Source organism: Gimesia alba, from assembly GCF_007744675.1.
GTDB classification, from domain to species: domain Bacteria; phylum Planctomycetota; class Planctomycetia; order Planctomycetales; family Planctomycetaceae; genus Gimesia; species Gimesia alba.
In genome coordinates, this window is record NZ_CP036269.1 from 2,818,773 (window position 1) to 2,844,190 (window position 25,418).

At 49.5% G+C, this 25,418-nt stretch carries 24 protein-coding genes; 14 read left to right on the forward strand and 10 right to left on the reverse strand.

The features are described from left to right. Positions 1-483 precede the first annotated feature (483 nt). The 3 genes from Pan241w_RS10465 (at position 484) to Pan241w_RS10475 (ending at position 4,437) form a co-directional block, all read left to right on the forward strand. The gene (locus tag Pan241w_RS10465) at positions 484-756 is read left to right on the forward strand and encodes a hypothetical protein (RefSeq protein ID WP_145214807.1); all 273 of its coding nucleotides are present in this window, start codon (positions 484-486) and stop codon (positions 754-756) included. A 155-nt stretch (positions 757-911) separates the two neighbouring features. Beyond that, entirely contained in the window at positions 912-2,540 is a 1,629-nt protein-coding gene (locus Pan241w_RS10470; protein WP_145214809.1) for a hypothetical protein, read from the forward strand. Positions 2,541-2,913: 373 nt separating this feature from the next. Then, entirely contained in the window at positions 2,914-4,437 is a 1,524-nt protein-coding gene (locus Pan241w_RS10475) for a hypothetical protein (RefSeq protein ID WP_145214812.1), read from the forward strand. Between the two features lie 55 nt (positions 4,438-4,492). Here Pan241w_RS10475 and Pan241w_RS10480 read toward each other — a convergent pair whose 3' ends face one another. Further along, a complete protein-coding gene (locus tag Pan241w_RS10480) occupies positions 4,493-4,681 on the reverse strand; it encodes a hypothetical protein (protein WP_145214815.1) in 189 nt (62 codons plus the stop codon). A 323-nt stretch (positions 4,682-5,004) separates the two neighbouring features. On the opposite strand from Pan241w_RS10480, the gene Pan241w_RS10485 reads away from it, so the two are divergent. Further along, positions 5,005-6,006 carry a type I phosphomannose isomerase catalytic subunit gene (locus Pan241w_RS10485; protein WP_145214818.1) on the forward strand — a complete coding sequence of 334 codons (1,002 nt, stop codon included), beginning with the start codon at positions 5,005-5,007 and terminating at the stop codon, positions 6,004-6,006. 45 nt (positions 6,007-6,051) lie between these two features. Here the strand turns inward: Pan241w_RS10485 and glnD are convergent, their stop codons facing one another. From glnD to Pan241w_RS10505, 4 genes are all read right to left on the reverse strand, one after another. Then, positions 6,052-8,748, reverse strand: a complete 2,697-nt coding sequence (gene glnD / locus Pan241w_RS10490) for a [protein-PII] uridylyltransferase (RefSeq protein WP_145214821.1) — start codon at positions 8,746-8,748, stop codon at positions 6,052-6,054. A gap of 83 nt (positions 8,749-8,831) precedes the next feature. After that, complete coding sequence (locus tag Pan241w_RS10495) at positions 8,832-9,170, reverse strand: P-II family nitrogen regulator (protein ID WP_145214824.1); 339 nt, start codon at positions 9,168-9,170, stop codon at positions 8,832-8,834. A gap of 96 nt (positions 9,171-9,266) precedes the next feature. Beyond that, entirely contained in the window at positions 9,267-9,605 is a 339-nt protein-coding gene (locus Pan241w_RS10500) for a P-II family nitrogen regulator (RefSeq protein ID WP_145214827.1), read from the reverse strand. Positions 9,606-9,830: 225 nt separating this feature from the next. After that, a complete protein-coding gene (locus tag Pan241w_RS10505; protein WP_232107409.1) occupies positions 9,831-11,084 on the reverse strand; it encodes an ammonium transporter in 1,254 nt (417 codons plus the stop codon). A gap of 466 nt (positions 11,085-11,550) precedes the next feature. Here Pan241w_RS10505 and Pan241w_RS10510 point away from each other — a divergent pair, with 466 nt between their 5' ends. Next, a complete protein-coding gene (locus Pan241w_RS10510; protein WP_145214833.1) occupies positions 11,551-12,648 on the forward strand; it encodes a prepilin peptidase in 1,098 nt (365 codons plus the stop codon). A 34-nt stretch (positions 12,649-12,682) separates the two neighbouring features. Here the strand turns inward: Pan241w_RS10510 and Pan241w_RS10515 are convergent, their stop codons facing one another. The 5 genes from Pan241w_RS10515 to larE all read right to left on the reverse strand — a co-directional run bounded on the left by Pan241w_RS10515 (position 12,683) and on the right by larE (position 16,431). After that, positions 12,683-13,180: a Fur family transcriptional regulator gene (locus Pan241w_RS10515; protein ID WP_145214836.1), complete on the reverse strand. Its 498-nt coding sequence runs from the start codon at positions 13,178-13,180 to the stop codon at positions 12,683-12,685. Between the two features lie 40 nt (positions 13,181-13,220). Next, positions 13,221-13,520, reverse strand: coding sequence for a Fur family transcriptional regulator (locus Pan241w_RS10520; RefSeq protein WP_145214840.1), 300 nt, complete (start codon positions 13,518-13,520; stop codon positions 13,221-13,223). Between the two features lie 43 nt (positions 13,521-13,563). After that, positions 13,564-13,860 (reverse strand): flagellar biosynthesis anti-sigma factor FlgM, encoded by a 297-nt coding sequence (locus Pan241w_RS29365; protein WP_198000456.1) that lies wholly within the window; start codon positions 13,858-13,860, stop codon positions 13,564-13,566. A 527-nt stretch (positions 13,861-14,387) separates the two neighbouring features. After that, the gene (ltaE, locus tag Pan241w_RS10530; RefSeq protein WP_198000457.1) at positions 14,388-15,485 is read right to left on the reverse strand and encodes a low-specificity L-threonine aldolase; all 1,098 of its coding nucleotides are present in this window, start codon (positions 15,483-15,485) and stop codon (positions 14,388-14,390) included. A gap of 82 nt (positions 15,486-15,567) precedes the next feature. Next, positions 15,568-16,431 carry an ATP-dependent sacrificial sulfur transferase LarE gene (gene larE / locus Pan241w_RS10535; protein WP_145214846.1) on the reverse strand — a complete coding sequence of 288 codons (864 nt, stop codon included), beginning with the start codon at positions 16,429-16,431 and terminating at the stop codon, positions 15,568-15,570. Between the two features lie 357 nt (positions 16,432-16,788). Between larE and Pan241w_RS10540 the strand changes: the two genes are divergently transcribed. The 9 genes from Pan241w_RS10540 to Pan241w_RS10575 all read left to right on the forward strand — a co-directional run bounded on the left by Pan241w_RS10540 (position 16,789) and on the right by Pan241w_RS10575 (position 25,188). After that, the gene (locus tag Pan241w_RS10540) at positions 16,789-18,684 is read left to right on the forward strand and encodes a c-type cytochrome domain-containing protein (RefSeq protein ID WP_198000458.1); all 1,896 of its coding nucleotides are present in this window, start codon (positions 16,789-16,791) and stop codon (positions 18,682-18,684) included. A gap of 146 nt (positions 18,685-18,830) precedes the next feature. Then, positions 18,831-19,949 carry a glycine oxidase ThiO gene (gene thiO / locus Pan241w_RS10545; protein WP_145214852.1) on the forward strand — a complete coding sequence of 373 codons (1,119 nt, stop codon included), beginning with the start codon at positions 18,831-18,833 and terminating at the stop codon, positions 19,947-19,949. A 1-nt stretch (position 19,950) separates the two neighbouring features. Then, positions 19,951-20,400: a D-aminoacyl-tRNA deacylase gene (dtd, locus tag Pan241w_RS10550; protein ID WP_145214855.1), complete on the forward strand. Its 450-nt coding sequence runs from the start codon at positions 19,951-19,953 to the stop codon at positions 20,398-20,400. Positions 20,401-20,643: 243 nt separating this feature from the next. Continuing rightward, positions 20,644-21,855 carry a CvpA family protein gene (locus Pan241w_RS10555; protein ID WP_198000459.1) on the forward strand — a complete coding sequence of 404 codons (1,212 nt, stop codon included), beginning with the start codon at positions 20,644-20,646 and terminating at the stop codon, positions 21,853-21,855. A gap of 546 nt (positions 21,856-22,401) precedes the next feature. Continuing rightward, positions 22,402-22,692 (forward strand): hypothetical protein, encoded by a 291-nt coding sequence (locus Pan241w_RS10560; protein ID WP_145214861.1) that lies wholly within the window; start codon positions 22,402-22,404, stop codon positions 22,690-22,692. Positions 22,693-23,164: 472 nt separating this feature from the next. Beyond that, positions 23,165-24,538, forward strand: coding sequence for a rolling circle replication-associated protein (locus tag Pan241w_RS10565; protein ID WP_145214865.1), 1,374 nt, complete (start codon positions 23,165-23,167; stop codon positions 24,536-24,538). Continuing rightward, positions 24,538-24,705 (forward strand): hypothetical protein, encoded by a 168-nt coding sequence (locus tag Pan241w_RS29370; protein ID WP_198000460.1) that lies wholly within the window; start codon positions 24,538-24,540, stop codon positions 24,703-24,705. Before Pan241w_RS10565 ends, Pan241w_RS29370 begins: the two co-directional genes overlap by 1 nt. Further along, positions 24,695-24,928, forward strand: a complete 234-nt coding sequence (locus Pan241w_RS10570; protein WP_145214868.1) for a hypothetical protein — start codon at positions 24,695-24,697, stop codon at positions 24,926-24,928. The genes Pan241w_RS29370 and Pan241w_RS10570 overlap by 11 nt, the downstream gene beginning before the upstream one ends. 86 nt (positions 24,929-25,014) lie before the next feature. After that, entirely contained in the window at positions 25,015-25,188 is a 174-nt protein-coding gene (locus Pan241w_RS10575) for a hypothetical protein (protein ID WP_198000461.1), read from the forward strand. The last annotated feature ends 230 nt before the right edge of the window (positions 25,189-25,418 follow it).

The following is a 25,418-nucleotide window of genomic DNA, read 5'->3' on the forward strand; positions in this document are numbered from 1 at the left end:
TTGTCACGTTTCCCAGATTGTGCAAATTTTAAGATTTTAGTGATTTATGCTGTTTTCTACTTTACCTTTGACGACTATCAGGTCGAAAACGATCTATGGTGAGAGACATTGTGCTTTGGGTTCAGAGTGTATTTCAATTGTTAACCACCAGTATGCCTAACTAAAATAGTTGTTATTACAACATAAAATATAAAAGGTGATCTCATGAATGCGAGTTTTGCATTGCTCATCGGTTTAAGTGTATGGCAGTATGACGGGGAAGTCATTCCTGCAAACACAGTCAGTGCTCCCGCAACAATCTCATTAGCATCATGTGAATGTAGTTATCCTGCAGCTCATTCCTGTATGTCAGGTGGGGCATGTCAGTCTGGGTGCGGTACAGGTGGTGGAGTTGGTGTATGTGGAATGTGTGGCAGCGCCTATTGCGATGGATGTTGCCAGCTCAAGAAACGGCCCTGGTTGGATTGTAGAACAACCGGGGACATGTATCCTCATTATGCTTATACTCCCGTCTATCATGGTTATTATTACTTTCGCCCGTATAACTATTCGAATATTTTGAGACAAAAGGGAGAAATTATTGCTCTGGGTGGCGATCCGAAGGCTCCTTATTCTCATAAAATGTTCTCGCGAATCTATGAGCAAATTGATTTGACTGCGTATGAAGAATCTCCCGCAAATGGTGAGAATCTACCCGTTCTGGAGCCAATTCATAACTCTCTCCCCAGCCTGGAAGATATTCTGAAAAGCAAGTAAGTGAACTCTGCTTTGAAATTGCAGACTGAATGAGTCAAGTGAAGTAAAAAAGATCTGTACCATCGTGTGCAGATCTTTTTTTTATTGAGTATCTCCAAAGCAATTGTGTAACTGTTAACAGAAACGATCAGCTTTACGGTTGAGGAAACGTTGTGATGGAAACTGATTCAGGGCAGCTTCCCACTGAATGGCGCATGGGGCAGGGGGAATGGTCGCTGGCAACTGCAATGATCTGGGGTGCATGCCTGTTTTTAATGTGCACGGTGACCATTGCAGATCCGGACCTCTGGGGCCATACGTTATATGGACTTCGGGCAATCGAGCAGGGTACTCTGGTCGAACGAACTGATCCGTTCTGTTATACCGAACCTGGTGCTGTCTGGATCAACCATGAGTGGTTTTCAGAATATTCTTTTGGCTGGCTCTGGAGTCACTTGGGGAATCTCGGTCTCTGGCTCTGGCGCAACTTCTGGTTGCTGGTTGTATTTGTTCCCGCCTGGATTGCGTTGCGAAAATTCGAGGCGAGTCTGGCAGCCGCTGTTTTGCTGTTGATCTATACTGCGTTCTGTCTTGCACAGTTTGTGGTATTTGTCCGCCCGCAACTGGTCACTTTTGGCTGTTTTGCCCTGATGCTATTAATCCTCAGACATTTTCTTGATCACCCGCAATCTAAAGCGATCTGGTATCTGCCTGCCGTGATGTTGTTTTGGGCAAACTCGCATGGCGGCTTTCTGGCTGGTGTGGGAATTCAAGGAGTGGTTTTGCTCTGGATGGGGCTCGGAGTAATTCAGTCACGCTATCAACGTCGTGATTTTTATCGACTGGCAGGTGCCATCGGTTTCGCCTGGGGCGTCACGTTGTTGAATCCCTATGGGATTCATCTGCATCAGATGTTATGGGATCATCTGATAACAAAGCAGATCGTTCGTGAATGGCAGCCACTCTGGGAAGCGCAGCAGGCGTTGTTGTACTATATCCCGTTTTTACTGATCGGACTGGCGTTTTTCGGTTCGCGAAAGTGGGAGTGGATCGATCTGATTCTGATTGTTGTGGTTGCGTATCAGGCAGTGAGCCATATCAGGCATGTCGCCTTACTGGCGATTGCGGTCATCATATTATTACCGCGGCCTATCTCCGATGCGATTCGAAATTTATTTCCGCACTTGAATCAACAATGGGCCGGCGATCATCGGCGCGGCTTTCGTTCTCTCCTTGTTGGGGCAAGTGTGTTAACCGTTTGCGGTCTGGGAGTGCATACTATCGTCAATCTGTGGAATGAGTCGATTGCTCCCTGGCAAATTGGTGTTGAAACTCAAAGCAGAGCCCCCGGAATGCCGGTGGCGACGATCGAAGTCATGCAGGATGAAAAGTTAAATGGGAATATCCTGACCGATTACGGCTGGGCTCAGTATGTGATCTGGCAGACGTTCCCGGAATCGCGGGTTGCCTTTGACGGTCGTTATCGAACTGTCTACTCGGCCAAGCTGGAACAGGAGTTTGTGGATTTTCAAAAGCTGGATGCCACTTCAGAAGGGCCAACGCCGTTACTCGATCAGTATCCGACGGAAATCTTATTGCTGCCCCGTTCTCTGCAGGTGCGCGGTTATTTACAACATCGAACAGACTGGGTTCAGATCTATGAGGATTCTCAGGCGATGCTCTGGGTTAAAGTTCTCCCCCGTTTTCAAGAGATCATTACGCGCGCAAAACAAAATCAACTGACACGACCTGAGATTCCCAAATGGTGTCTTTTTCCCGCAGATCCGAACACACTGACCAAGTAAGTAAATAGATTTCGAATTGAGCTTAAGCTGACTCTTAACAGATGCTTACAGGGTGAGTTCTTTATTTGTACTTCGCCTTATGGTTTTACCCGAGTGAGAATATTGGCGTGTTATCTGGGACATTTGATTTGCCTGACCCTCCAGGATGAACGTCAGATGCTGTAGATGCAGGAGGCTGACTGCTTCCTGCATCCTGAATGATGTTGAAAAATGGAACTGTTAATGTTCTTTGAAAAAATGAAAATGCTAGGCGCAAGACGATTTTGCTTGGTACGATGGATCTATTCCAATTCTCGATCTTTTTCACGCGCTTTCAAAAATCATGCCTGATGTAAACAATTGGGCATGAGGGCAACTCATCAAAGGTTGAATCATGAAACATCTCCATCAAGCTTGTCCGCGGCTGTTTTCCATTTTGTATTTGACCTTTGTAAGGAAACTTTTTTCAAGGTCATTGATTATCGTGACAGCCTGTTTACTCTCGATTCTTTTCTATGAAGTTCCAGTATGGGCTCAATTCAACGACTTGCTTAATAGAATCCCTTCCAGTGCCAACGCAATTGTCGTGATTGATGTGACTGATATGCATGCCAGCGCGTTAGCTCGAAAAGAGGGCTGGCAAAAAAAACATGAAGCTGCTTATGTCGAACGGCCCCTTTATTTACCACCCGAAGCAGATAAAATTGTCATTGCAGCGCAACTCAACTTTGCGAATGACTTAGAGCAAAACTGGGAATTGGCGGTCATGGATTTAAAAGAGCCAATCCCTATGCGCTCCATAGCACGGGCGGAAGGTGGCTATGTAGATTCGATTAACGGATTGCATTCAGCATGGACGCCCAGTGATGCTTACTTTGTCAGCCTGAGTACTTCTCATATGGGGGTGATGCATCCCGCTAATCGACAAGCCGTTTCGCGCTGGGCCGACTTCGGGCGAACGAACTCCAGCCTGGTGATTTCACCTTACTTGAGCCAAGCCGCAAAGGTGATACGCAGAGGGGGGCCACAGATTGCGATGGCGATCGACCTGAAGGATAGCATTCCACCTCATAAACTCGAGGAAGGTCTAAAGCAGTCGAAAGTATTGAAAGGGAATGAACAAAAGATTAAAGAGCTGGCTGAAATCATCGGCGGAGTTCAAGGTATTCTATTTTCCGTAAAGATTGGAAGCAAAGCCGAAGGAGAATTGCGTATCGATTTAAGTTCGGAGACAGCAAAGAATTCCAGTTTGGCGAAATCGATGGTTTTAGAAATCGTAGATAAGCTGGGAGTGCATTTGGATGATTTGGAAAAATGGAAAGTCGAATTCAAAGACAAATCGATGATTCTTAGCGGCCTTCTTTCGCAAGATGGAATGCGTCGTGTGTTTAGTATCCTGGAAATTCCTTCAACAAAATTCAGTGAATTGAAAGACGAAGATTTAAGTCCGGGCAGTCCTGATGCGGTTGCCCAAGCGTCGTTGACTTACTTTAAGTCAGTCACTGTTCTGATTGATGACTTACGAAAATACCTCAGAACAAATCGCGACAATCATATCGTTTACACAGAACGTTATGCGCGAAAAATTGACAGGCTTCCAATCTTAAACGTGGATGAGGACTTACTCACTTATGGTTCCGATGTTGCAGAAACACTCCGTGGTATTGCCCTTGCGAAACGCGCAGCCGGATCACGTACAGGCGTACGTAACGCCAGCGTCTATGGAAATTACAGTTACAATTACGACTCGAATAACAATTATTACGGCCGACGCTCGAACGCAAATGTAAAGATACAGAACCGTACCGAAGAGCAGTCGAAAGCGACCGGTGTTCGCTTCACCAGTTGGAAAGAAATTGAAGACGAGACAGCAGCAATCCGTAGAGAGATGACCAAGCGTTATCAAGTAGAATTCTAGAAGTGGCATCCATTGAAAGAGAATCCGTGCCGAATCTTGATAGACTCTTGTGGTTCTAATCGAAGGATGGAGGATCAGAGAATAAGTCCAGGTTTGAAACGGGGCCTGCTGGGTTTCCGGTATCGAGTTGAAATAATATTTCATCTCCCTCAATATCAACCACAGTCAAAAACTGATCGCCAACCTGAATTGTATCACCAATGGAAAGTTCGATTTCCAGATTACGGGTTACCAAATCTGCCACGTATGAGCCTTTCATCGAGAAATAGTGGTAAATTCTCTTGGGGGCAGCTAGAAGACTTACTGTTATGTGTACTGTACAAAAAGCCTTGTTGTTGCCAGGGTCTTTAAGGGGGGAGAGATTAGCAGGAGTTCCCGTTTATGGCAATTGAAACCTTTGAAGAACATTAGTTTCGTAAAACGGTTCAAAAAAACAGAGAGAGTTCGGTTCTCACAAATCAAAGAGTTTATAGTTGCATTTGATAGGTTTTGTGGTTTAGGATTACAGAAGCTTCCATCTTTTCTAATTCTTCTATCTTCTTTACTGGTATTGCTTTTCTCCAAATTATGTCATTGCAAGAAGTCCAATCGACGGCCACATTATTGCCACTGGAGTTTGCGCCATTACTAAAGCGCACTCGGTGGGGCGGGGAGCGTCTGGGCACGCAACTGCATAAGTTGATTGGAGTTGAGGGGGATTACGGAGAGAGTTGGGAGTTGTCAGACCATCCCCAGGCACCCACTCCGATTGCCGGTGGTGAGTATGCTGGCTGGACCCTTTCACAACTGATTCAGAAAAATCCGGAAGCCCTGTATGGAACGGGGAAGTATTATTCGACCTTTCCGCTATTAATCAAGTTTATCGATGCGACGGATCGTCTTTCGCTGCAGGTGCATCCTGGTGATACTCAGCAGGAGAGGTTCGATGCGAGCCGATCTGGAAAGTCGGAAGCCTGGGTGATTCTCGATGCTGTGGAAGGCAGCTGTATTTATGCGGGGTTAAAGCCAGGTGTGACGGAAACGCAGCTTAGACAACATCTGGAACAGGGGATTGTCGAAGAGTGTTTACACAGTTATCCCGTTCAGAAAGGGGATTGTGTTTACATTCCCTCAGGGACTTTGCATGCGATTGGTGAGGGAGTCCTGCTAGCGGAAGTCCAGCAAACCAGTGATGTTACCTATCGTCTGTTTGACTGGAATCGCCTGGATCAGTTGGGAAATCCGCGTCCCTTACATATTACAAAAGCCTTCGAGAGTATTGACTTTGAACGAGGCCCCGTTGATCTGCTTCAACCGCGGGTCCAGTCCGCAGGCACGCATCAGATTGAAGATCTACTGGAGTCTGAGTATTTTACAATCCGACGCCATCACTCCCCAAGTTCGTTCCCTCTTAAATCCTTGAATCAACCGCAGATCCTGGTTGTGCTGGAAGGATCAGGGCAGTTAGACTGCAGTGCGGAAACCTATGAATTATTCCAGGGAAAGACCCTGTTGATACCGGCGTCAGCCTCTGATTGTCAGATTCACGTTGATGACGAAATCACATTTCTGGAAGTCGTGCCAACTTAAGTGTTGGTCCGGGGGATGCCACCACATCTTCTGATTTCTAAAGTATCAGACGCGTTGATACCGTTTGTAGCCTTCCAGTTCAAAATCATGCAACGTGGTTTCGAGCTGCTGTTTGATTTCCTGCAGGCGGTCACCGTCTTCGATTTTTCGGTCGTGTTCGTCAAGCACGTAAAACACATCCACAACCTGGTCAAGGTGTGTTGAGATTTTCGCCATGACGACAGAGAGCCCCATGCGGCTGATCGCGCGCGAGACGATATAGAGCAAGCCCGTACGGTCATGCGCAATGACATCGATAATCGTGCAACGTTTGGAAGACTGGTTATCGATTTCCACGCGGCCCAGATCGAACTCTCCACTCAGGCTGGCTGATTCCTGAAAACGCTGATTGTTTAAAAACATGGTTTTGGCATCACTTTCGCCGCTGACCGCTTTTCTGATTTCTTCTTCAATCTTATCGATGCGGCTGCGAGGAACCTTTTTCGAAAAATCGTTATCGATCACATGGAAACTGTCGACGCCGCCGCCGGAAACGCTGGTGGTAATATGGGCGGAGACGATCTCCATGCGTTTGGCGGTGAAGACACTGACCATCCGGTGGAAGCAGGATTGCGAGTACATTGCCGGTGCAATCACATGATAATTTACGGTGCTGGTCTCGGGTTCAAATTCGCCCTCGACGACAATCTGATCAGCGGGAAGATCGCGCAGGATTTCGATATCCGCGGCGATCCGTTTGGAAGAAGAAACCAGCAGATAATGCGGCGAAAACGAATTGAACAATTCAGTAAACCACGTGTCTGTGCTTTCCTCATGCTCTGGAACTTGCGGGAGATTGAGATGGCTGCGCACGCGTTGTTTGACGCGGGCCAATCGCTGGTCCCGGTGATAGCGGGAATGTTTCCCGCCGAGTAATAACATGGTGCGCTCATAGAGGTCTGCCAGCAGCTCCGATTTCCAGTCGGTGAACACGCCGGGACCGACGGCGGTAATATCGGCGGCGGTCAACACGTACAGCATGCGTAATTTTTCGGGGCTGCCGACTTTCTGACTGAAGGCGAACAGGATGTCAGGATCCGAGATGTCGCGGCGAAATGCCAGATGCGCCATCGTGAGATGCTCCAGGACCAGGAACACCAGTAGATTCTTCTCTTCCTCTTTCAGGCCCATGCGAATCGCGGTTTCGGCGGCAATCATCGCACCGACTTTACTATGGTCTTCTCCGTAGCCTTTCCCGATATCGTGTAACAGGATGGACAGGTTCAGAATGTCTTTCTTTTCGATATTCCGATAAGAACTCCCCAACGCAGAGTCATCGTCGGCAAAAGTTTCGGATGCTTCAATAGCACGAAAAGTGTGTTCGTCGACGGTGTAGCTGTGGTACTGATTGAACTGAAGCAGACAGTAGGCGTGTTTCATATAGGGGATCAGAATATTCAAGATCCCTGTTTCAAACATGATTCTCAAGGTGGGGCCCAGGCTGTTACTCCGAGCAAGGATGTCGCGAAAGAGATCGATGGACCGGTTGGTCAGTGCGGAAGGCAGCTTCAAGGCGGACTCGCGGATGGCATCGAGCAAATCCGGGGCAATCGAAATCCCATACAGTGAAGCGGTATCGAATAGTCTGAGGATTTCTTCCAGACTGCTGCAGACTTGGCCCCGGTATTTAGGAACCACATCCAGATGATCGGGAACAATCTTGAGAATGGAATCGGAACGGTGGGTCATGAGAAAGTCGTAGACCCGCGACAAAAATGGCTGCGGCCGATGTGCTTTGATAAAGCGTTCGGTAATCTCCGCGACGGCTTTACTGTGACGGAAGTATTCCTGCATCAGCAGTTCCACGGGGCGTTGCCCGTTCGTGCCTTGAATCTGGCGTTGTTCCGCCATCCAGAGTTGTGTGTCTTTGGTAAACAGGTCCTGTTGCCGGCCCGCTTCATAATGTAGTTGAATCCGAACTTTGAGCAGGTAGTCTCGCGCATTTTTCAACGTGCGGACATCGCGACTGGTGATCCGGCCATCCAGACGTAACATGTCCAGGTTCGCGGTTCCATAACGGGCGAAGCCAACCCAGCGCAACAGGTGGATATCGCGCAGGCCGCCCGGCGAACGTTTGATGTCGGGTTCCAGCTGCATCACGGCGCCGCCGTGCTGCTTGCGCTCTTCCCAGCGCGCTGCCACACATTGCTCAAAAAAGATGCGCCTGCGAAATAAAATCACGTGCCGATAAAAAGAGCGTACAAGTTGTTCAGAGAGGTGCTCGTCTCCCCAGATCGAGCGGGCTTCAATCATCGCGGTGGCGAACTCGGGTTCGGTGCGTGCCATCTTGACCGAATCCACAATGGTTCTCACACTGTGTCCCAGTTTTAAGCCGGCATCCCAGCAGCTACGGACCACGTTCCCGACAAACTCCGAGAATTCATTGACGATTTGATTGCGATAGAGGAACAGCAGATCGACATCGGAATAAGGTGCCATTAAACCGCGTCCGGAACCGCCGATGACAAGGATCGCGCTGTTCTGCATCAGCAATTTCTGTTGTGCTTCAGGAAGCTGTTGCAGGTGATCCTGAATGATTTGCAGGATCAATTGTTCGATGGATTCAGCAATCGCCGTTGCGATCTGCAAACCACTGGCGCCAGTGCGCAGCAGTTCCTGCCCCCGTTGTCGGGCTTGCTCCACCTGATTGCGGTAGACAACAAATTGTTGTGTAGAGCAGGGCGGAGAAGGCTGTGACATCATCGGTTCCAGGCTGAAACGAAAAAGAAAAAATGGTTGTGGCCCGGGTTCATGACAGAGATGTGCAATGTGAAGCAATCAGTCAATCAGACTGCTTCTGCTCCGGTTTCGCCCGTGCGGATTCGAATGACTTCATCCAGATCGGTAATAAAGATTTTCCCATCGCCAATCTGGCCGGTCCGTGCAATCTGAGTGATTGTTTCAATCACTTTGGGGACCATATCGTCCTGAACAACAATTTCGACTTTCACCTTAGGGAGAAAGTCGACGATGTATTCGTTGCCCCGGTAAGTCTCTTTGTGGCCGCGTTGACGACCAAAGCCACGTACTTCACTGACAGTCATACCACTGATACCGATTTCCGAAATCGCGTTTTTGACTTCTTCCAGTTTGTAGTGTCGTATGATTGCCTGAATTTTTTTCATCTAAGACTTCTTTCGAAAAACCATAATTCGCACTCACGCCCGGAATGATGTAAAGCAAAAGGGGGCAGTAATGCGCCCCTCGCTTTACGGTCATAGTTAGAGGGCGGTATCGCCTGATTCACCGGTTCGAATACGAATAATGTCTTCGACTGGCATCACAAAGATCTTTCCATCGCCGATCTGTCCGGTCCGCGCTGATTCCAAAATCGTATCGACTACGCTTTTGACCTGATCATCGGGAACGATCACTTCCATCTTGGCTTTGGGTAGAAAATCAACCGTGTATTCAGCACCACGATATTGTTCCTTATGGCCTTTTTGGCGCCCAAAACCACGGACTTCTGAGACCGTCATACCTTGTACACCAATTTCTGTCAGAGCATCTTTGACTTCTTCCAGTTTGAAATGTCTGATGACAGCTTCCACTTTTTTCATCGGAATTATACTCCCAGGAAAATGCTCGGTTTTCTTCCAGCGCTTTCAGAAACCCAAGCGACTATCACACTTAACTATTATATCGCATTTGGGGAGAAATCTCGATACCTCAATTTAAATTCCCCAAAAACAATAAAAACTATTGGCCCGAAAGGCCTTTTGGAGCCACTTTCCTAAACATGAGAAAGAGAGCCAGCCAACTGCTGGCTCTCAATTCTCAGGATGTTATAGGAAAATGTATCCTTCTTCACCATGCTGACTCAGGTCAAGACCCTGAATTTCACCATCTTTACTGACCCGCAGGCCCATTGTTAAGTCGATCACCTTCAGGATGATGATGGTGCCGATCACGGAAATCACAATCGCCGCACCAACGCTCACCAGTTGATTGATGAACTGTTGCGTATTGCCTTCCAGTAAACCGGATCCTTCCGCATCTCCGGTGATCGCTTTGGTCGCAAAGACCCCCGTGAGGATGGCTCCCACGGTTCCCCCTACGCCATGTACGCCAAAGGCATCCAGCGAGTCATCGTATTTGAATTTTGATTTCAGAGTAGTACAGGCAAAATAGCAGGCAAACCCGGCAATCAGACCTAAAATAATTCCTGATAAAGGAGTCACGGTCCCACAGGCGGGGGTGATGCAGACCAGACCTGCGACCGCACCAGAACAAGCACCCAGAATACTCGGTTTCCCGTTATAAAACCACTCGGCAGCAGCCCAGGCGAGAACTCCCGCGGCGGCAGCCAGATGTGTGGCGACAAACGCATTGACGGCGGCTGCATTCGCACCACCGGCACTACCCGCGTTGAAGCCAAACCAGCCGACCCAGAGCATTGTCGCGCCGATGAAAGTATAGGTCAAATTGTGGGGTGGCATTGGTTCCTGGCCATATCCCAGTCGTTTTCCCAGTAAAATGGCACAAACCAAAGCAGAGAATCCGGAACTGATATGTACAACAGTTCCGCCAGCGAAGTCGAAGGCGGGGAAAGCCGCACCTTCATTCCATTCACACAACCAGCCGGTATCTGACCAGACCCAATGTGCGATAGGGCAGTAAATCAAGGTTCCCCAGAGAACTGAGAACACGACCATCGAACTGAATTTCATGCGTTCCGCAAATGCTCCACAGATCAGAGCGGGAGTAATGATGAAAAACATCATCTGGAAGACCATAAACAGTGAGGTCGGAATCGCACCATTGTCAGGGACAACGACCGCACCATTTTCCCAGGTCGGGATGATCCCTTTTAACAGGACATGATCAAAACCACCTACAAAACCACCGAGAATGTCTGATCCGAAGGCAAGGCTATAGCCCCAGAGTGCCCAGATGACAGACATGAGTCCCATCAGGAACACACATTGCATCATGACGCCGAGAATGTTCTTTTTCCGAACCAGTCCCCCATAAAACAGTGCCAGTCCCGGGGCGGTCATCATCAAAACCAAGGCGGATGAGACCATCATCCAGGCCATGTCGGCACCATTTAAGGCAACTGAAGCTTCTAATTGAGCAGGCGCTTCAGCACCAGAGGGTAACGGAGGAGGATTTGATGCTTCGTCAGCAAAAATCTCTCCGGTACCTAATAGGCTTAAACAGCATGTTAAAAATGTACAGTACGTAATCTGTCTGTAGACTCTCCTCATTACGGGGCCTTTCCGAGCGCAAATAAATTATCAAAGCAGTGAGCGAGCGCTTTGGTTCTCTGAATTGATCGGACGATCTGTTTGTGAAATAACCATCTCAGACGATTCTGTTTGAGCGCAGTTTCATCTAATTTGATTTTTTTCTTCAACCGCAATTGCGGTCGGACGTAACAGACTTCACCATATCCACGTCTAACATGATCTTACGATCAAACCAGTTAACGCGTCAGTCTAACAAAGCTTCGCCGTAAAATCACCTATACCGGAACGGGTTTTGTTCAGGTTTGTTTAAGATATGGTTTACTTTCAAGTTAAACATTTGAATAGTGTTCTGCCTCCGGGATACGAACTCCTGGTGCCTTGTGGAATTTTATTTCTGCTGGGAGCAATTGTGGGGCAGGGGATTAATGCCTGGGTGAGGCGGATGTCGCTCAAGCCGGTCATTCAGCCTCTCTCGCGCTGTCAGGCATGTGGTGCGCGCATTTCACGCTGGAAGCTGATCCCTGTGTTACGCTGGATTCCGCTACAGAATCGCTGCGCTGCATGTTCGAAACCTCTCCCTCGCTCAGAGGTTTTCCTGGAAGTAATGACCGGGGTGTTGTTTGCGTTTTATTATTTTATGGTCGTCCAACTCCGTTGTCTGGAGATCCCCTCGGTCATTCCTCCCGAAGGAATGTTTGAATGGCGATTGCTCTATCACTATATCTTACTGACATTGCTGGTGGCAGCGACCAGTATCGACTTTCGCGAGTATCTGATTCCCGATCAGATTACGATGCCCGGTATGGTCATCGGCGTGGTGGGAGCAACGGTAGCAGGGCAACTGCAGATTGTTCATTTCTGGGTCGATTGGAATCAGGCGATTCCCGGTTTATCAGGACCTTATATTCCCGACTGGATCAAAGCACATTCGCATTGGCACGGTTTGACCTGGAGCCTGGCTGGTCTGATTACCGGTGCCGGACTGACTTGGGGGTTGCGGCTGGTTTCTTCTGGTTTGCTCGGGCAGGAAGCCTTAGGGCTGGGTGATGTGACAATGATGGCGATGGTGGGGAGCTTTTTGGGTTGGCAACCGATTTTGCCGATTCTGTTACTGGCACCCTTGTGTGGGTTGCTGATCGGCTTCCTCAGTCGTGCAGCGACAGGGAAAACCTATTTGCCGTACGGTCCTTATTTGTGTGCCGCGACGTTGATCGTATTGATGGGCTGGCGCTGGATCTGGCTGGCAGAATGGCCGGCGACGATTCCCGGGGCACCCCCTGTCTTCTCGATTCGAAAATTATATGGGGATGCGACAGGGCTCGCCATGCTGGGCGGTATCGCGCTGGGGGCGTTGATTCTGATGCTGCTGTTGCTGCGAATCTACCGGGCCATTCCCATTAAACGACGCTAAATCATCCGAGGATGAAAGCCAATCCGATACCGCTTCAGATCAGGTCCAGCTTTTTGTGACGCCGCTGGGGAGGTCGCGAACATTCGTCGCAGATGCCATACACTTCCAGGCGATGCTCGTTCATGCGGAAATTGATTTGATCCGCGAGCTTTTGCAGAATTTCCGCAATATCGTCATTCTGAAATTCAAACAGTTCCCCGCAACTTTTGCAGATGAAATGATCGTGTTGCGGATAGCCGTAATCGTGTTCGTAAACGTCTCGGTCGTTTGTTCGCGCCACTTTTCTCAACAGGCCGGCATCTTCGAGCCAACCCAGCGTGCGATAGACGGTGGAGCGGCTGACGCGACGTCCCGTTTTTTGCGCGGACATCCGGTCGACCAACTGGTCGGCATCAAAGTGTTCGTGGGAAGAGAAGACTTCAGTTACAATCAACTCACGTTCCTGAGTTAATCTCATTCCTTTTGTGGCCAGGTACTCTCTGAATTTCTCCGTGGGAGAAACAGCGATTTCCAGGCTTTCAAAATTGAGCACTGTTGATCTCTTCCTCTTCTAAAGTCGTCAGGTACGCGGGTTATTCTGATTCAGGTTGATAAATATCGTGGTCGTTTTCACGTCCCACTTTTCGCAGCAGACCGGCCTCTTCCAACCAACCAATTGTGCGGTAGACCGTCGAGCGACTCACGCGACGCCCGACGCCTTGATCTGACATTCGCTCAACCAGTTGGTCTGCGTCAAACTGTTCGGAAGAAGAGAATATTTCATTCACGATTAACTCTCGTTCCAGAGTTAATCTCATCCCCTTCGTCTCCATGTACTCTCTGAATTTCTCAACAGGAGACATCGCGATCCCCAGACTATTCAAGTCGAGCACAGTTGGTCTCTTCCTCATTTATCTCTACTACGGCCAGAGATGATTACTCGGAGTCGCTGAATTGATCCAGCAGGCGACTTAAAGCGGCATCCAGCTTTTCGTCGGTCTCGTAAGTACCATCATCAATGGCTGCCTTGATTTGTGCTAACCGTTCTGCTCGCATTTCAGAGTCGTTCGTCATTTCATCCAGCATACGCCCTGCGGACGAGATCTCTAATTCATCTTGCGGTGAAGAGATCGGTTTCGAGGCAGGCGTCTTATTGGTGTTGGTGTTACTCGGACTGATCTGCTTATTAATAGGCAGTGATCCGGAAATAGAACTTGTGCCGTTAACATCCATGGCGGCATTCCCCCTGTCACTTGATCCTGAACCAGTCGGGGGAGAATTCTCCCGACCATTAGTTACTGTATGGGGTTCATGATATCGTAAGACGGGGGATCGATTCAACTGGTAGTCTGCAGTCATCGCCAATTCTTTCATTGAATTCACTGAATTCAAGTGATTTTGCTCCATAATGTAGCAAAAGAACACCTGTTTTCAGATTGTCATCAATATTGAATGTCGAATGGCTTCCTGCACATCCTCCAGCTCAATGGTATATAAAACGAGATAGGGCTTAGTAGTAAGACATGTTCCTATGTCTTTACGGCCTCAATCGTTGAGGGGAGTCTGAACCTTAATTCCATCGACGTAGCGATTGTAAAAAGTTTAATTCCGGAACAGGAAAACCGCCGTTCGAACCAGGACACGTTGGCTGGTAACGATTATGCGGATTACAGGGAGGGGGAAATCCCTGAACTGAACGCCGAGTGTGACTTTTTTTATTAAGTCGTTCAAAACACGTGGTTTATGTGAAAATAAACCGATTATCCGCGTGCGTAAGGCCCTGTGGCGATGCCCTGATAGCGATCGAGGCCCGCTTTCAGAACGTCGCGTACCGCTCCGGGAACCTGTTCGATCTGTTCCCGACTGATATCCAAATGAGTACAGGCGCGGAGCCGGGTGTGTCCCATCGCGCCAATGCCGACTCCAACCTCGTGCAGGGCTTTCGATAGTTGCACGGCGTTACCCAGTTCAGGGTGGATATCAAAGAAGACCAGATTGGTTTCCGTTTCCGTGGGATTTGTCGTGATGCCTTCAATCGGCGCCAGTTGCTCGGCGAGGAAGCGGGCGTTGTCGTGGTCCTGCTGCAAACGTTCAATATTGTTTTCCAGTGCATAGACACAGGCAGCGGCGACAATCCCTGCTTGCCGGAGGGCACCGCCGAAGACTTTGCGCGAGCGGCGTGCTTTCGCGATCTCTTCTTTCGAGCCCGCCAGAATCGATCCCATGGGACAACCCAGGCCTTTGGAAAAGCAGATTGAGATCGTATCGAGGGGGGCGCAGACATCCTTGATCGAGTACCCGGCGGCGACAGTCGCATTGAAGATCCGCGCACCGTCCATGTGTGTTTTCAAACCGTTTTCGTGAGCCCAGTCACAAATTTCGTTGAGTTGATCGAGCGGGTAATAGTGACCGCCGCCGGCGTTTGTTGTATTTTCGACGCATAATAGCCGGGTGCGACACAGGTGCTGGTCATCGGCGCGAATCTTTCCACGTAGTGTGTCCAGATTCAGCATGCCTTTCTCGCCGGTCAGGGTACGGCAGCTGACGCCACTCAAGATGGCGGGGCCACCACCTTCAAACATCGCAATGTGCCCCAGTTCGTGAATCAGTAATTCATCTCCGGGAAGGCAGTGCGATCTGAGCCCCATCTGATTGGATTGCGTGCCCGAACAGGCAAAGACAGCCGCCTCTTTCCCCAGCATATCACAGATCATCGCTTCCAGACGATTCACGGTGGGATCTTCTCCGTTCATGTCATCGCCCAGCTCGGCGGTCATCATGGCCTGTAGCATTTCCTGGGTTGGCTTGGTTTTGGTATCGCTACGGAGATCGATATAGGCAGGGCTGTGAGGATCCACGGCTGGTTTCCTTGTCATTGATTGTGGTAAAGTTTGATTCATTCTGCTCTGGAAGTGGGCGAATTGCAATTCCTTCCGAGTCTCATTTATTTTGAGCGGCTATCTGCAGGTCGTCGAGGGAAAGAAAACTGTTCATGCTGCCAGAACGAAAGCCCTGCAGGTCCAGTGTGACGTTCTGGAAACCGAGTTGCAGGAATTTCCGGGTAATTTGTTCGAGCGCGGCGGGAGTGGTCAGTTTCTGGATCTGCGGGAGAGGCACTTCAATGCGTGCCAGTTCATTGGGCTCCAGGCGAACGCGGAGTTCGTTGATCTGGAACTCGTCCCGCAGAAACGCTTCGGCTTGATCGATTTTTTGAACGCGTTCTTCGGTGACTTCCACGCCATAGGCGATGCGGCTGGAAAGGCAGGGGTGGGCCGGTTTATTCCAGATGGGAAGTTCCCAGTGCCGGGCCAGGTCTCTGACATTTTCTTTGGTAAATCCGGCTTCGATCAGCGGACTACGGACCTGAAAGTCGGCCGCCGCCTGCATTCCCGGGCGGTGATCTCCCCGGTCATCCAGATTGGCACCATTGACGAGGGTGGCGTCTTGCCATTCATCCTGGGCGACAGCGTGCGTGAGCAATTGATACAGTTCTGTTTTGCAGAAAAAACAGCGGTTAGGGGCATTCGCTCGATAGGCATCGGTGGCGAATTCAGACGTGGAAATCAGCCGATGCGGAATGCCAATCAATTCTGCCAGACGGATCGCTTCTTCTTTTTCGCCGGACGCCAGACTGGGGCTGACCGCGGTGACCGCCAGGGCATGCTCACCCCGTGCCAGAAATGCGGCTTTCGCGACAACGGTACTATCAACACCGGCTGAAAAGGCGACGATGATTCGATCCAGGGGAGACAGAATTTGCTGGAGCTGTTCCAGTTTCCGTGATAATTCTGGTGACAGTGGCATACAGAAAGTGACGGTTCTAAAAGAGGTTATTGTGAAATTTCTCAATTTGACCTGATTATAGACGCCCTGAGACAGCGTTGTCTTGGAACATCACGCGAAAAATCTCCGGTTTCTGCTCAGTGGTTGTCAAAAAGAGGCGAATCCGCTTGAAATTGTGGAGGTTTAGTCCAAGGGAGATCTTTTTTCTCATTCTCGGGCTGATTATACTGGAATCAGAGAATCCAGAACAGCACGTTGATAGAATAGAAATCGTCTCTATCGTACCACAGCGACTGCGTTTTCCTGCAAAACTCCAGAGGGCAGGGGGGCACGCATTCCAGTGCCAATATATCGAATTACAACACAATGAGGGAAATTATGTCATACCGGCCCGTTCTAGTTACGCGAATCCTCGTTGCACTGATCTTATGTTGCAGCGTGGTGGCGATTCCGGCTGAAGCAGCGAAGCTGACATTAGAGCAAAGGAAGGAACTGGCTTCGATCAAGAAGAACCTGGGCAAAGTGGCAGTTCTGATTCGACAGAAAAAATATGACGAAGCAAAAGAACTGACGGATACCGAAGAAGGGAAACTGAATCAGCTGGCTCAGGATGCGATGCTGGCGGAAACCGACCCGGTGCTGGTTAGTACGAAGCGTGTGATTGCCCTCCGCCGCAAAGTGCTGGAAAAAGTGATGGGGGGCGGCGGAAATAAAGGAGCCGCAAATCAGGGAGTCAGCTTTGAGACTCAGATTGCGCCGATCTTGAATGAAAAATGTGTGAACTGTCATGGTGGTCAGCGGACAAGTGCCAATTTAAAGCTGGATACGTTTCTGGGCATGAAGCAGGGGGGGCGGAGTGGTTTGTTACTCGTTCCCGGCAATCCAAATAACAGTTTAATCGTCCGCAAGCTAGTCGCGCCCGGAAATCAACGGATGCCTCGTAATGCAGGCCCGCTGGAACCGGCCCAGATTCAATTGATCGGTCGCTGGATTGCAGAAGGGGCGCGGTTTGATGGAGAAAAAGAGACAGACCCGATCGGCGCTTCGGCTAAGAAAAAGAAAGCCCCCGTTAAGGTTGTCATGGCAACCGGTGATGAAAAAGTTTCCTTCATGGAAGACGTCGCGCCCTGGATGCTTGATTTCTGCATGCGTTGTCATAGTGGAAATAATCCGGCCAGTGGATTTTCCGTCGTGACTTTTGAAGACATTCTCAGGGGCGGCGATACAGGCGAGGTGATTGTTCCCGGTAAGCCGGACGACAGTCGTCTTTGGCATCTGGTGGGGTTGCAGGATCCGATTAAAATGCCGCAAGGTCAGGCATTGCTCAAACGCAAAAATGCCAATGATCTGAAAACTTGGATCGAAGAAGGGGCCAAGTTTGACGGCAAAGATGCCAAAGGGAACCTCCGCGCCATGGTGCCGACCGAAGATGAAAAACGGATGGCAGAGTTGGCGAATCTGTCGCCGGAAAAATTTGCCGATCTGCGGCGGGAAACCCTTGAACCAACCTGGAAACGCGCCGTCAGTAATGAAAAGGCAGAGCTGCTTGAGACAGATGATTTCATGTTCTACGGGAATGTGAGTGCCGATCGGCTTAAAGAGATCAGTGGCTGGGCACAAACTCAGGCGGATGCGCTGCGAAAGCTGTTTAACGAAAAACAGAAGCCGCTCTGGAAAGGGAAGCTGGCCGTATTTGTGTTCAAAGATCGGTTTGGCTATTCGGAATTCAATCAGACGATTGAAGATCGCCGTGTCGATCCGGCGACCACCTGGCACTCCAAAGTGTCACCGACTTATCTGGACGCGTATCTTGTGCTGCAGGATGTGGGGGATCAAGCAGCCGCCGATTCGCCCGGCTTGCAGACCAATTTGACAGCCGGACTGACGAATGCGGCGATTCAACGCGGAGCAGGGGATGTTCCCATGTGGGCTTCGCGTGGTCTGGGAGTACTGCTGGCCTCAAACGGGGCTTCGGATCAAAGCTATTTCGAATCGTTAAGGCAGCAGGCGCTGGAGGCAGCGCCCAAAGTGACGCGCCCCGAAGAACTGGTCGCAGAAGGGACGTTTTCACCATCAGAAACGACGGCGGTTGGCTTTACGCTGGTCGAGTTTCTCATCAAGAGTGGTGGCTTGCCTAAAATGGCGCTGTTGCTAAGGGAACTGAAAGCAGGAACCTCTGCTCAAGCGGCGATCCAGAAAGTGTATGGCACCAATTTGCGTGCACTGGCGACGGCGTATGCCCGTACGTTACGGCCCGGTAAAGTAAAGAATTAATGCGCTCGCGCTGTTCTTGCACAAACGCAACATGACTTCCTGATGAGAGTCGGGATGGCAGCCCTGTGATTCTGATTCCAGTCCGCTATAATCGACAGCCTTGAGCTTTTCGTTTTTATTGAGTGTGATCAGGGCGCGTAATTCTTATGATGGATGTAAATATTGTTGGTGGCGGCGTGATTGGCCTGTCCCTTGCCTATGAGCTGGCACAGCAGGGACTGTCAGTCGCCGTGTTTGATCGACAGCAGTTTGGCCAAGAGGCTTCCTGGGCCGGGGCGGGAATGTTACCCCCGGCGGATCTTCAAGCAGCAACGACTCCCGGTCTTCAATTGCGTGCCGCAAGTCGACTGATGTGGTCCGACTGGTCGAGTCGTTTGAAGGATGAGTCGGGCGTTGATAACGGGTTTGTCAACTGCGGTGGTTTTCATGTCGCGCTCCGTGATGAAATGTCCGGCTGGACTGAGTATGTTTCTGAATGGCGACAGGCGGGCGTTGTTCTGGAAGAATCTGAGCCAGAATTGCTGCGCGAGCAGGCTCCGTTTCTGAGTCCGGAAATCCAGGCTGCCTTTTATTTGCCCGAGATGTGTCAGGTTCGCAATCCGCGGCATTTGAAAGCGCTGCTGCTGGCGTGTGCGAAGCAGGGCGTTCAATTTCATCCCGGCACGCCGATCATCGGCTTTGAACAGCGGGGAACTCAAATCTCAGGCGTCCGTACTTCCACAGAAATTCACAGAGCAGGGCGGACGGTGATTGCAGGGGGGGCCTGGTCACCCGAAGTGCTCTCGCGACTGGGCCTGGGTTGTGAACTGGTTCCGATTCAGGGACAGATTGTGTTGCTGTCGATGGACCGTCTGCCATTCACTCAGGTGATTGAGTGTGGCAGTCGCTATCTGGTTCCACGGAGTGACGGGCGAATTTTGATTGGCTCGACGGAGAGCAATGTCGGATTTAATAAACAAAACACAGCGGCAGGTGTGGGAGGGCTGATTCAGTTTGCTGAGTCCATTGTGCCATGTCTGAAAGAAGCGACGTTCGAGCGCGCCTGGGCCGGCTTGCGTCCGAAGTCGATTGACGGTCTGCCATATCTGGGAAGTGTTGATGGTTTTGAAAATCTATTTATGGCGGCAGGCCATTATCGGGATGGGTTACAGCTTTCGCCGATCACGGCGAGATTGATGCGGCAATTGATTTGTGGCGAAGAAGTAGAGATTTCGCTGGAGCCGTTTTCCTGTTCGCGCGGGATTCAAGAATGCGAGGAGAACTAAGTTGAGAGCCGTTGTGCAGCGAGTGTCTCGTGCGAGTGTGACCGTGGAGGGAGAAATCACAGGTCAGATCGAGCAGGGCTTTTTAGTGTTACTGGGGGTCGGCCAGGACGACACGCAGGATGATGTAATTTATCTGGCGCAGAAGACCGTGGGTCTGCGCGTGTTTGAAGATGCTGACGGCAAAATGAATCTGGCGTTGGCGGATGTGAAAGGCAAGATGCTGGTGGTGAGTCAATTTACGTTGCTGGGAGATTGTCGCAAAGGACGGCGTCCCAGTTTTGTGAATGCCGCCCGTCCCGAACAGGCTGATGTGCTGTATCAAAGTTTTGTCGCGGAGGTCAAAGGTCACGGCATCGAAGTGGCCACAGGCCGCTTTCAGGAACACATGGATGTGGAACTGATCAACGATGGTCCGATCACACTGCTGCTGGACAGTAAAAAAGCGTTTTAAAGACGACATTTTCCCGCATCGTATTTTTTGACCGATGCACCCTGCTTTGCTGTTTGTCAAATCGGGCTGGAGTTTCGATTGACCCTTCCATTTTCGAGCAAAAATCTGGTCTTTGCGCTGACCTCTATTTTTCCCTATAATCCCCTACCCTCGATTTTCTGAAAAATCGGGGGAGTATCGGCAGGGGGGAGGGCCGCCTCCTATTTTTCATCATGGATGACCAGGGTTAGACAGGACGTCGCAATGTGGTTTGATTTACTGATTGTTGCCATTCTTTTTTACGCAGTCTGGAAGGGGGCCTCGAAAGGGGTGGTCTGGCAGTTGGCTGCGATCGCGGCTTTGGTACTCTGCTTTGCTTTTGCAGAGTCGCTGTCTTTACAGCTGGCACCGATGATCAATGTGAAACCACCCCTGAATCGCTGGATTGCGATGCTGGCGATTTATATTGGCTTCTCGTTTATTTCGTTTACATTGGCGCGAAGTTTGAAGTCGGCCATCGATTCATTGAAGTTCGAAGAATTTGATCGTCATCTGGGAGCCGTTCTGGGATTGCTCAAGGGGATCATCTTTTGCTTATTCCTGACATTCTTCCTGATTACGATTTCCGATTCGGCTCGGGCTGCGGTTGTGAAGTCACACAGCGGTTATGCGGCGGCGATCATTTTAAACGAAATGGCGCCGGTGATGCCTAAGGAACTGCACGAGGTGTTGGATTCCTGTCTGGAGAACCTGGATCATCCCAACGTCCCCATTCACCATCATGACGACGGAGAGCTGTTTGGCGATGACCACGACCATGATCATCACGGGGACGATAATCCGTTCCCGCCTGGTACCAACGATTTGCCTAATCCGTTCTTTGAGCGATCCGGGGGAGATGGTTCCGACGTGCGAACGACGAAGCAGGATTCGTTGCTGAAAGAGATTATTAAAAGCATTCCCAGTTATCTGCGAGGTGAACTCGAAGATAAGGTAATCGAAGCCTACAACGCGATGGATCCGGAAGATCGGGAAACATTTGCGAACCAGATGAAGTCTCAGATTCCCGGAGTATTGCAGGGTGTCACTGAGCACTGGAAAAACGGACAACCCAAGGCTGCTGGTCCAGCGAATGATGCTCAGTTTGATGCAAATGGAAATCAGCAGACCACTGTGGAGCGGACAAAGCTGTTGCAGGCGATTGCAGCCGTCTATTCTGACTATCCTGAGACGCAGAAGGACCTGATCGAAGGGTTTGAAGAAGATCTGATCGGAGTACCAGATCAGGTGGTCATGGCGGTCTTAAAAGACTGGCGTGCGGACCTGCTTTTGATCGGGGGAGATCCGGACCCGAAAACCGATGTGTCGACGCCGTTAGACAAGCGCGTTTTGCGTCAGTTAGAGCTGCAGAACGTCCCGCTGAATTCACTCGGTTCGGCGCTACAGGAGCGGATGCAGAGTGCACAGAGAAGATAGAACCGCGGTAGAGAATGATCAAAGAAAATAGAGCCGCTTTCAGAGAGAAACAGAACCGTTTCTAAGAGGCTGAGAGTGGCAGACGTGAAGCCGAAATGAAACGTCGCGAGAAATGGCGACGTCGAAACATGGGGAATTGAAAACCCTATAAAAATAGACTAAAATTCACCGCGAACTTAACATAACGGACATGATCAGACGTACAAGCATACAATAGTATGCTAGCGAAGTTCTCAAGAAAAATTCATCTTGTACACTACTTCTTAGCTGCTCCATAACTCCAGTGATTTAAATCCGCTTTTCAGCGTTTGGAGTCGAATTCTTATTGCAGTGTAGTCACTAAAAGCAGCTATACATTAATGAAAAAACCCGGTGTTGAAGCACCGGGTCGAGCAGGCTGGATCATGACAAACAGCCTGCTGTACGATGAGTTTGGTTAGTGCAGAGAACCCATCGCGTCAGAGATTATACGCGAACCGTATGCCCTATTCTAGCCCAACTCTAATTAATTCTAGGGCGTGCGGAAATTTAGGAAAGTGTGTAATCATGGCTAATTCGCCACTTCACTTTAATGTTGATGCCAAAGAAGGCGCAACAGTCTCACGGATTTCAGAATCCAAAACCCCAGGTCTCTATTACGTCGATGTTGCGATCATTGGAGCTACTCTAAGCGGTCAAGCCAATGGGAACGTAGTTGAAGGGATTGCAGAGGGTCAACGTGTAGACGTTCGCGGCGACATTGAAATCAGTGAATTCAATAATCAGAAAAGATATCGATTTCACTTTCATTCAATGACCGCTCCGGCTGCTGGTCGGGCTTCCGCATCGTCTGCTTGATTAGATCAGAGATTTGAGGGGGGTACTGAGCCGCTAGGCTCGCTAACCAGCCCTAAGCGGTTCAGTGCTCGTTTCTTTGCCTACGAGCAAGCTTGCCCCTCTCTGTCTCTGCTCGCTTGAGTCGTCAATTTTCAGGGGGTCACCCAGTGATTCCCCCTTAAAAATGATGGATCAATGCGGATGAACTTTAAGGAGCGTTCTAGCAATTCTTTTTATGGAGGTTTCATGATGCCTAAAAAAGTAAAAACATGGGAAGTGGTGCTTTGGGGGACTGGAGTTGATTCGCATTGGAATCATTCTACATCCTTTAGGACTGAGCATGTATCAGAGGTCTCAGAAGAACGGGCAAGGGCTGAAGCACGTAAGCGGTACGCTGTTAACGGATGGTCAATTTATAGCGTTCGGCAAGTTGAAACAGTGCCCGTTGACCAATAAAGAAACCCGCTGAGGATGGCACTCCTCGGCGGGTTCAATGTTTCTTACTTATCACACAATAAGAAGGGTATTTTGTACCATGATTCCACGATCAAGGCAAGGACGTTTTGGGTTTTTATTCGAAAAATCGACTCAGGGAAGTATAGGCACTCAGAGTCAAAGTGGGGCAGGGGAGACAGGGACGAATCCCGGTACAAGTGGCGTCAATGGGGGCGTGGATTGTCCTCCGTGGCGTCTGCGTGTTGATGAGGGGGGCGGCGGTGACGCCGCCCCCCTTTATCTTGAAAAGAAATGCAATACTGTGGAAAAGGAAATCGACGAACGATTCCGAACAGTGGAGGTGGATTATGTCTATGTGGGTTGTTCCTGCCGTTCCCGGTTTTGTCCTGATTGCGCTGAAGGTCAGGGGGTAGTCCTTCGCGAGCGTGTCCGTGCGGCGTGCAAGAATTGGAAGCATTGCCAGATGTGGACGCTTACCATCGATCCGGAATTGTTTGGTAACGATCCACAAGCGGCATTCGAGTACTGCAAAAAGAAAAAGGTCATCGGCGAGTTGGTTAAAGCTCTACGTCGTGATAAGCGTTTTACTATGGGGGACCATTATTTTTGTGCCGTCGAATGGCAGAAAGAAACGGAATTCGTGCATTATCATTTGCTTGTCGAATCCAAATACATTGATTTTGATGCCGTCTGTCATTATTGGAATCTGAACCGACCTAAAACGGCTCCACCGGTTGAAGGTAATCGACCGGGGTTTGGTTCGGTCAAATTCACTTCGAGGAACAAGCAGCTAAACAGCGTGTCACATGCGATCAATTACGCTACGAAATATTTGATTAAATATCCCGATCATGGCTTTCCAGATTGGGTTATGAACTATGCAAAGAGGATAGACCGATTTCATGCGTCAAAACTATTTTGGCGTCAAGCCATGACTGAGGCTGAAATAGAGGCACTCAAAAAACCTGAAGTTCTGCATCCGGTCGATTGTACCTGTAAAAAATGCACTCACGAATACGAACCGCGATCAAAGAGAAGACCGCACGTTGAGCGTATCGAAAAATGCAAGTCAACGGGCTGTGTCCTGCAACGTAAAATCGTGACCTATCCGGGGGGAATTGTTAAACGTTATCACGCTTACTGCTTCAGTGTTGATGAGGACTTTGTGACAACAACACAACGTCTCGAAAATTACGAGGGGAAACGCGAAACGGTGCTAACTCTCGATGAGTATGCAGAAATGAAGCAGGCGGGCCGCTGGTCGTCTGAATTTGAATACGACGTTCATTTCCAAGAACAGCACGTATTGTTTTCCAACCGACCAGCAATCTATGAGGGTGAATTTCAGTCAGGCGTTTTGTACGAAGGGAATTTTGATGATGCATTTCTAGTCACGGAAGGAGGATTTTGATGTTTGGATTTTTAGATATAATCGCTTACTCGATTATGATTTTGTTTCACCTGGTGTTGTTAATGCTAACCGTCTTTTTTTCGTTTGTTGCAGCTCAAACCTTGCGTGATCTCAGACAGGCGAGATCTGAAGCTGAAAAGAAAGAGCAGGGCGGTTATGCAAAATGAAATTGCCTTGGAAATGTTGGTTCCATTTATTGAAAATGTCGCTTCAACAATGTCGTTTGCTGTTTCCGCGATTTTGTTTTACTTCAGTGCTTTTTATGTTCTGAAATGGGCAAAACGTCTTGTCGAGACTGATCTTCTCAAGGTAGACGGTCAAGGCTGGAGCGAACGCGAAGACGACATAACCTTTCTCAATTCAGAAAGCTATCAGGATCATCAGGAATAGGAGATAGATTAATGATTCGTGAGATTATCGTATTGGCTATGTTTGCATTGGTTTTGAATCTCTGTTTTTTAACGTGGATTTATTACATGAGAACAAAGGCAGAATTCAGGGAATTGCGGGCGGTCCGTTTAATGCTGGCTCCTGAGGTTGTTGAACTGCTTACCGGGCGTTCTGCAGGAAAAAATATGCGTGGAGAATCAGTCCAGGTCGATAAGGGGCAGAAGGAAGCGTTTTCTTTTGGTGACGAAATCGAATTTTGAAAGGAGTAGGGGTGGGAATCGCAGATCTTTTACAGTCCGTTGGTATCGCTGCCGCTTGGTCGGTGGGGGTCTTGATATTGGCAGATATCGTGTTTGTGATACTCACCATGTACATCGCCTTTAGGATTATAAAATATGCTCTGTCGTGGTTTACAGATGGCAGTAATGGTTTGAATCTGATCGGTATGTTGATTGCCTGGAGGGTTCCGGGGGCAAGGTGGGCAATCGCT

What these genes read in the sequence shown, in the direction of transcription:
- larE (WP_145214846.1), bottom strand. Translation starts at nt 16,431, where the DNA reads ATGCCACTGTCACCAGAATTATCACGGAAACTGGAACAGCTCCAGCAA.
- Pan241w_RS10565 (WP_145214865.1), top strand. Translation starts at nt 23,165, where the DNA reads ATGTTTCTTACTTATCACACAATAAGAAGGGTATTTTGTACCATGATT.
- Pan241w_RS10510 (WP_145214833.1), top strand. Translation starts at nt 11,551, where the DNA reads ATGGTTTACTTTCAAGTTAAACATTTGAATAGTGTTCTGCCTCCGGGA.
- Pan241w_RS10505 (WP_232107409.1), bottom strand. Translation starts at nt 11,084, where the DNA reads ATGGCCTGGATGATGGTCTCATCCGCCTTGGTTTTGATGATGACCGCC.
- glnD (WP_145214821.1), bottom strand. Translation starts at nt 8,748, where the DNA reads ATGATGTCACAGCCTTCTCCGCCCTGCTCTACACAACAATTTGTTGTC.
- thiO (WP_145214852.1), top strand. Translation starts at nt 18,831, where the DNA reads ATGATGGATGTAAATATTGTTGGTGGCGGCGTGATTGGCCTGTCCCTT.
- Pan241w_RS10540 (WP_198000458.1), top strand. Translation starts at nt 16,789, where the DNA reads ATGTCATACCGGCCCGTTCTAGTTACGCGAATCCTCGTTGCACTGATC.
- Pan241w_RS29365 (WP_198000456.1), bottom strand. Translation starts at nt 13,860, where the DNA reads ATGGATGTTAACGGCACAAGTTCTATTTCCGGATCACTGCCTATTAAT.
- Pan241w_RS10555 (WP_198000459.1), top strand. Translation starts at nt 20,644, where the DNA reads ATGTGGTTTGATTTACTGATTGTTGCCATTCTTTTTTACGCAGTCTGG.
- Pan241w_RS10485 (WP_145214818.1), top strand. Translation starts at nt 5,005, where the DNA reads ATGTCATTGCAAGAAGTCCAATCGACGGCCACATTATTGCCACTGGAG.
- Pan241w_RS10475 (WP_145214812.1), top strand. Translation starts at nt 2,914, where the DNA reads ATGAAACATCTCCATCAAGCTTGTCCGCGGCTGTTTTCCATTTTGTAT.
- Pan241w_RS10495 (WP_145214824.1), bottom strand. Translation starts at nt 9,170, where the DNA reads ATGAAAAAAATTCAGGCAATCATACGACACTACAAACTGGAAGAAGTC.
- Pan241w_RS10470 (WP_145214809.1), top strand. Translation starts at nt 912, where the DNA reads ATGGAAACTGATTCAGGGCAGCTTCCCACTGAATGGCGCATGGGGCAG.
- Pan241w_RS10500 (WP_145214827.1), bottom strand. Translation starts at nt 9,605, where the DNA reads ATGAAAAAAGTGGAAGCTGTCATCAGACATTTCAAACTGGAAGAAGTC.
- Pan241w_RS10560 (WP_145214861.1), top strand. Translation starts at nt 22,402, where the DNA reads ATGGCTAATTCGCCACTTCACTTTAATGTTGATGCCAAAGAAGGCGCA.
- Pan241w_RS10575 (WP_198000461.1), top strand. Translation starts at nt 25,015, where the DNA reads ATGAGAACAAAGGCAGAATTCAGGGAATTGCGGGCGGTCCGTTTAATG.
- Pan241w_RS29370 (WP_198000460.1), top strand. Translation starts at nt 24,538, where the DNA reads ATGTTTGGATTTTTAGATATAATCGCTTACTCGATTATGATTTTGTTT.
- Pan241w_RS10465 (WP_145214807.1), top strand. Translation starts at nt 484, where the DNA reads ATGTATCCTCATTATGCTTATACTCCCGTCTATCATGGTTATTATTAC.
- Pan241w_RS10570 (WP_145214868.1), top strand. Translation starts at nt 24,695, where the DNA reads ATGCAAAATGAAATTGCCTTGGAAATGTTGGTTCCATTTATTGAAAAT.